The 3,475-nt window shown below is 37.1% G+C and carries 3 protein-coding genes; all 3 read left to right on the forward strand.

Going from position 1 to position 3,475, the window contains the following annotated elements:
• The coding region (locus BUB48_RS18245; protein ID WP_175548468.1) for a hypothetical protein at positions 1-575 on the forward strand (575 nt) is incomplete at its 5' end.
• Between the two features lie 19 nt (positions 576-594).
• Positions 595-975 carry a PrgI family protein gene (locus BUB48_RS17335; RefSeq protein WP_073028187.1) on the forward strand — a complete coding sequence of 127 codons (381 nt, stop codon included), beginning with the start codon at positions 595-597 and terminating at the stop codon, positions 973-975.
• The gene (locus tag BUB48_RS17340; protein ID WP_084524804.1) at positions 927-3,371 is read left to right on the forward strand and encodes a VirB4-like conjugal transfer ATPase, CD1110 family; all 2,445 of its coding nucleotides are present in this window, start codon (positions 927-929) and stop codon (positions 3,369-3,371) included. Before BUB48_RS17335 ends, BUB48_RS17340 begins: the two co-directional genes overlap by 49 nt.
• The last annotated feature ends 104 nt before the right edge of the window (positions 3,372-3,475 follow it).

Below are 3,475 nucleotides of genomic sequence, written 5' to 3' on the forward strand. Positions count from 1 at the left end.
TACTTGCAGTTTTCTTTATAGATAATTCACTGTATATCCTTGATTTGATTGTGAAAGGATTTGGAGCGTTGACATTGAGGGTCTTAGACATCGGTTATCTTTCTTATATATCAGACAGTGAAAGCATAAGATATGCATTTGCGAATGTTGGAGACAGCATAGCCGCCATACTTTTATCTATTATACTGGGAATACTGGTATATTTCATGGCACTCTCACTATATATAACTCTTACTATCAGGAGCGTTGAAATATTGATTATGGCAGCTGCTAGCGGTCTTTTTGCAAGTACATTGGCTTCTGATGCAACTATGGATGTCTTCAAATCTTTTATAAAAACTTTTATTGCAACAGTGTCAAGTACGCTTTTTATGGCCATAGGTTTTGCACTATTTACATCAATTGCGGAAATTCAGTTTATAACAGGTGAGTATGCTTATGTTGAAACTGCCATAAAAATGACTGCTATTTTGGCTTATTGCTCAAAGACTCCTCAAACAATACGAAGCATATTGGGCTATGGCAGTCCAACGGTAAATGCGTTAAGCGTAGTAAAATCATTGATGTTCCATTAATCAATGCGGGGTGGTGTTTTTGATCAGTGTAAAAATAAACAGGGATATACAGCAATACAAATCAAAAGTCATATTAAATTTTTCCATGAGAGAATTCCTAAGCATTGTCATTGCCCTTGCAATAGCTGTCCCCTTTCATATTTTTATTGGCAAGCATATTCCTGAAGATTTGACCAGCTGGGTAGAAATACTTGTTGTGGCGCCCGTTTTGTTGGCTGGTTTTTTTCAATATCATGGCATGCCTTTTGAGAGGTACATCTTGCAGATTATAAAGAACGAGTTTCTATATCCGAAGGTCAGAAAGTATGTTTCAACCGATGAGCAGTATATAAGCAGGGAGAAGGTGAAAAAGTGTTCAAGCAAAGAAAAAAGGAAGCAAAAATTATTGAAGAGAAAATAGCGGCTCAAAGAAAACAGCAAAAGGATAAGCAGAGAAAGAACTATATAAAAAGCGTAGGGAAAAAGAAAAGGTTTTGGAAACTGCTTGACAAAAACTCAATACCGAGCACATCTCAAAAAACCATTCCCTTCAAGGATATATTGAACAACGGCATGATAGAAGTTGATGAAGGATATTATGCCATGATTTTTAAGATAAGCAACATAAATTACATTCTTTCACGCCAGGAGGATCAACAGGCTGTATACGATCATTATTGCAAATTTCTTAACAGCTTGGACCCGAATCATAAGTTTCAAATATATCTTCATAATATGGCCATAGATACAAAAGCACTTGCTGATAGTCTGATACCAAAGTCCGGTGATAACATTGAAGTGGACATGCTGAAAGAAGAATATTATGATATACTGCTATCCGCCATTGAAAAGAGCAAGGATAAGACTTCACAAAAAGAAATTTTCTTTGTTTTTGCTATAGAGGAAGCAAATCCTGTTAAAGCAGATATGGAGCTGTCAAAGCTTCTTCCGGATTTAAAGGCTCACTATAAAAAAATCGGATGTGATGTGGAGCTGTTATCTGCGGAAGAAATTATTGACTTCTTCTATGGATTCTATAACGGAGAGAATATGGAACTAGGATTATCCCCCATTGACATGATAAAGAAAGGTGTATCGTTAAAGGATTCAATCTGTCCTATCAGCTTCAGATTTGAGCCAAGGCATTATTACATGGGTAATCTTGTAGGAAGGACCATATTCATAAGGGAGCTGCCCAATGTGCTTACCGATGGATTCCTATATGAAATCCAGGACAATCCTTTTTCCATACAGATATCCATTCATATGGAGCCTGTTGAGACAGCTGATGCCATTAGCTTTTTAAAGAAAAAATCAACAGCACTTAACAGCAATAAGATAGAACGAATACAAAAGTCGGCCAAGGCAACAGGAAGCGCACAGGCTGCATTTATTCCCTTTGATTTGCAAGCTGCCATAGAAGAAACTGATGAAATAATGAAGAGTCTTATAGAATCTGATAAGAAGATGTTTTTCTCAACGATAATAATCAATATTACTGCTTCAAACCTGGATGAATTAGATAGGATTACAGATATAGTTCTGAGAATATGCAGAAAGCATATAGTAAAAGCTGATGTGCTTACCTATCAGCAGGAAGACGGGTTATGTTCCGTGCTTCCCATAGCAAAAAATAAGATAAAGGCAAAGAGGGGACTGCTTACAGATGGAGCAGGAATACTAATGCCCTTTTCTTCTCAAGAAGTCTTCCATAAGGAAGGCTTTTATTACGGAGCAAACTCTGCTTCAGGAGGTTTGGTAGTATTCAACAGGAAGATGCTGCAAAATGCTTCCGGATTCATTCTCGGCATGCCGGGCAGCGGCAAATCTTTCTCTGCCAAACAGGAGATTATATCTGCGCTTTTTTATACCAATGATGACATAATGATAATAGATCCTGAGGGAGAGTATACTCCCCTTGTAAAAGCGTTAGGCGGTACGGTAATAAACATTTCATCATCCAGTCCCCATAGGATAAATCCCATGGATATGAACATACATTATGCAGATGATGACAATCCTCTAAATCTCAAATCAGAGTTTGTTTTGAGCTTGATAGAGATAATTAAGGGAAGTGCTTTGCTGCCAGCAGAGAAAACAATAATAGACCGCTGTGTAAAGAAAATATATAAAGACTATATTCTCAATGAATATAATGAAGAGTATTTGCCCAGTTTGATTGACTTATACAAAGAGCTTCTGGAACAGCCTGAAAAGGAAGCAAAAGACATAGCCTTGATGTTGGAAATATATACAGTAGGTTCTTTGAACATGTTTTCCGACAAGACTAACATTGAAATGAAGAATAGATTGACAGCTTTTAATACAAGGGATTTAGGGAAGCAGATGAAAGGATTGGGACTTTTGATTGTTTTGGATTGCATCTGGAACAGGGTATGCCAGAACAGGGATAAGGGCAAGTATACGTGGATATATACAGATGAGATATATCTGCTGTTTGCAAATGAGTATTCAGCTCAGTTCTATTACGAACTTTACAAGAGAGCCAGAAAGTGGGGAGGCATACCTACGGGTATAACTCAAAATGTTGAAGACTTGCTGAAAAGTGATACAGCGAGAACGATGCTTTCCAACAGTCAATTTTTACTGCTACTGAACCAATCTTCATCAGACAAGAAAGAAATACAGAATTTGTTGCAAATATCTGATGTGCAGCTGTCATACATTACAAACTCGGATAGTGGCAGCGGTTTGCTGGTATCAGGTAAAACAGTTATTCCCATTACAAATAAGTTTCCAAAGAAAACTCGATTGTACAAAATAATGACTACTAAGATAGATGAGATGTCTGTATAGGTGGTGAGATAATGAATCCTTTAACAAATCCTGCTTTATTTTTCACAGCAGGTTTTTTAATTGTCATGCTTATTCTTTTTATGCCGTTAATGCCTGCTGTTCTT

Source organism: Lutispora thermophila DSM 19022 (assembly GCF_900142105.1).
Lineage (GTDB): Bacteria > Bacillota > Clostridia > Lutisporales > Lutisporaceae > Lutispora > Lutispora thermophila.